Here is a 3192-nt window from a genome sequence, read left to right as displayed (position 1 = left end):
GGCTCCTAGGTTCATCTGGTGATACAGATGGTTCACTCGTTGAGCGGTGAACAGCGCTTCATACGACTTCACGTCGCACGCCCCAAAGTGAGTTATTACTGACAGAAGGTCCATTAAAAGAGACCTGGTTTTGCAATACTTAACCTAATGAAGGAAAGCGCAAAACCAGATACTATTGTTGTTTTTGATATCCTCTTCATGATGGCTAACCCATCCATATGAACATCACGGTCACCCAGCTCTACTGCATACTATAGGCTACTTTTACAAAGCTTCTTTCGCCAATAGCTGCATGTTGAGTGAACTTGTTTTCAAGCCCGCTCTGTCGAACCGGTACCGCATATAGGCAGAAATATCATCCTCATGCGAGGAGACAATCAACTGGCAATGCTTGAGTTCGCAACGGAGTAAATCGGTTAAGGATGCAACGTTGATTTCATCCAGAGACTGCGACGGATCATCTATCAAGATAAGAGGTACCTTAGCATAGACCTTATTGAGTGAAAGAAAGAAGGCAAGGCCAAGAGCGCTCACCTGACCGGAACTCATGGACATGACTGCGTCGTGTTCTGACTTCTCTGCAGTCAGAAATCTCAATTGTGTACCTTCGCGACTCTCGATAAATAGGCCCAAACCACGTTGGTAGTTTTGGATCAGTCGTCCACTGTAGATATGGAATATGAGCTCAATAGCCGAAATTGTCTGGTCGGTATACCTTTGCTCTGTCTCCTTCAGTGTGTCTCGGAGCTTTTTGATTTTACTTTGCGCTTTTTTCGCGGCTAAGGTTTCTTTTTCGATAAGTTTAAGGCCGGAAATACAGGTTTGGAGCCTGACATTTTGAGCCTCGTTAGCTTTAATCGATATATACTGCTCTTTATTCCTCAAGTCCTCAGCTGTGATTATGTAGAAATCCTGCAGGTCTTTGAAGGTGATGCTTATTGTGTCTCGCCAGTCCTCAGGCAGAGCTAAAGCATCCGATTCAACCTCTTTTTTATTTCTTAGAATCTCCTTTAGCTTTTCCAGTCGCTCCACCACTACATCATCAATTTCCGTAAATGAGTCAGTGAATTGAATGTTTTCGTTTTGCAGCTTCTCCTTCAACTGAATTATAGCCGGGAGCTGAAGCCTAACTTTTGTAAGTGCTGCATAAAGATTTGGTTCAAATTTTGGCCTGATAACTTTCAGCCTATCTTGTACATGGGTGTCGATGAGCTTCAGCTCTGCGTCCATGGCTGCGATAAGGTTAAGTAAATCTTTGCCGTCTTGAGATAGCGAATTAGAGATCTGCTTGCTTCTTGCTTCAATGGCATCCACCATTGATCTGTGAACCTCCCAATCAGCTCCACAGAGAGGGCACATCTGATCATCGGGATAAGACTTCTTATGCTCCTCAAGCAGTTGCCTTTTTAGGTGTTCCAATTCAGCAGCGACTTTCGCGTTGGCACTACTTTTTTCTCGTAGGCTATTTCGGGTTTCAATTTTTGACTCAAACCACTCAAGACGCCCTTCCCCCCAGTTTGGCAGTGATTGGGCTTCTTCGGCCTTGATCATCGAGGCCCCTCGCTTGATGATGGTCGCTGAGCGCTCCAATTCATCAATCCCCTTCTTGATTGCTTCGAGCTCATCAAGTTTGCCAAGGTCTTTACCGAACTGAGCCAAGCTCCTCAGAGATTCTTCGTTACGTTGAATGTCGGCATCGATTGTCTCATTGTGAACCCTGGTTTTGATCGTGGCTTTGAGCGGTAAAAGGGCATTAATTCTACGAACTGATTCCAGGTATGCAGCATGGTCGACCGCTGAGTACGTTGAGAACAAGATCTCCTTGTCCCATCCTGGTTGGATATCAGTCGTTGAGAGCTTTTTGTACTCAACGATCCCAGCCTCTGCCTGTAATGTGCTTTGTAGGGTGGCTATCTCATCTTTAAGTGATAAAACTTTTGCCGCGCGTTCAGGATTGTTGATGTACCTTGTGAACTTATTGTATGTGGTATTGCAGTTTTCAATCTCAGCTTCAATATCGCTGATATTAAAGAGGTTTCCTAGTTTTTCCTTGCGTTCGTCTACCCGCGTATGTAACAGCCGGTTTTGTCCTTGTTCCAGATAGTTAAGGAAAGAAAAGTTTTCCCTAAAATTTTTCCCAAAAACTTCGTCAAGGAAGTTATCATCGCGCTGATTGGCTTTCGTGAAGGCAGATGATTCAAACTCTGGTAGCTCGTAAAGCTTGAAGTTTTCGTATTTGTCAGCACGATTGTATGCTGGTTTCTTGAACATCGCTGCTTGGCAATGTCTGGCTAAAACAAGCTTTTGACCATCATTAATAAATTCAATTTTAATCAATAGGTCATTTTCACCAGAGCGACTGTTCCAAAAGAGGTTGTCCGCATAGTCTCTCTTTTTCTTGGTTAATAATGTAGAGAACAGGTTTTGTATTCGATTGATTTGGCCAGTGAGCAGCAGTTCAATGGCGTCGAATATGCTGGTCTTACCATAACCGTTCGGTCCATCAAGAGTTAGCAAGGACGACTCGCCAAGATCCAAGTAGATATGCTTGAATGCTTTGAAGCTAGAGACTTCAATCTTGGATATTTGCCAGTTCATTTTTAATCATTTCCTTAATTATTTCGTCGGCGTTTGCGTCCGTGACTTGCTGAATAGTCGAATACGTATCGTTCAGGCCGGCTTCTGCAACGGCCTCAGTTGCTTGCTGTCTCAAGGAGACAAGGTTTCCTTGGTGACTAGGTAGCTCCAAGAAAGGAAGCTTAATAAAGGTCTTCGCAGCGAAGCTGTATTGTGAAGCTACAAGAGGATTTTCTTTGTAATCAATAAATTCCTTTTTGTCAGCAATCACGGATACGAGTTTGTCGTAGGTAAAGTCAGTGAGAGCGCTTTCTTCAGCAATACTGTAGTAGAGGACATATTTTTTATAAAAATGCGGGTCTTCCTCGATATCGAAGATTCCTTCTTCGTACTGTTTGAACTCAGCCAAAACGTCAAGGCGATAAATACAAATCAAGTCACAGTTTTTCTTGAAGCTTGGGTTTCTGAGAAATTCCTCAGGAGCAAGCTGATTGATCTGGCTATTCAACTCGGCTGGTGTAATGAGTTCGTCAAGGGGCTTTGTTGCTTAATTCGGTTGGAAGACATGGCAGCCTAAAGTTGTTCGGTTCTTAAGCAATATACTGAGTTTCAGGC

General features: G+C 43.6%; 2 protein-coding genes. Both read right to left on the bottom strand.

Going from position 1 to position 3192, the window contains the following annotated elements; translation table 11 throughout:
• Positions 1 to 264: 264 nt before the first annotated feature.
• Positions 265 to 2598 (bottom strand): AAA family ATPase, encoded by a 2334-nt coding sequence (locus tag B5D35_RS23245; protein ID WP_078754772.1) that lies wholly within the window; start codon positions 2596 to 2598, stop codon positions 265 to 267.
• Complete coding sequence (locus B5D35_RS23240) at positions 2573 to 3085, bottom strand: ABC-three component system middle component 1 (RefSeq protein WP_244556728.1); 513 nt, start codon at positions 3083 to 3085, stop codon at positions 2573 to 2575. Before B5D35_RS23240 ends, B5D35_RS23245 begins: the two co-directional genes overlap by 26 nt.
• Positions 3086 to 3192 lie beyond the last annotated feature (107 nt).

It is taken from the genome of Enterovibrio nigricans DSM 22720 (genome assembly GCF_900167155.1).
In the GTDB taxonomy this organism is placed as follows: Bacteria; Pseudomonadota; Gammaproteobacteria; order Enterobacterales; family Vibrionaceae; genus Enterovibrio; species Enterovibrio nigricans.
Note: the sequence above shows the minus strand (reverse complement) of the source record. Positions and strands in the feature narration are given on the sequence as shown.

Bases quoted from the DNA above. Each gene is read 5' to 3' on its own strand.
- B5D35_RS23245 (WP_078754772.1), bottom strand. From the start codon at position 2,598: ATGAACTGGCAAATATCCAAGATTGAAGTCTCTAGCTTCAAAGCATTC.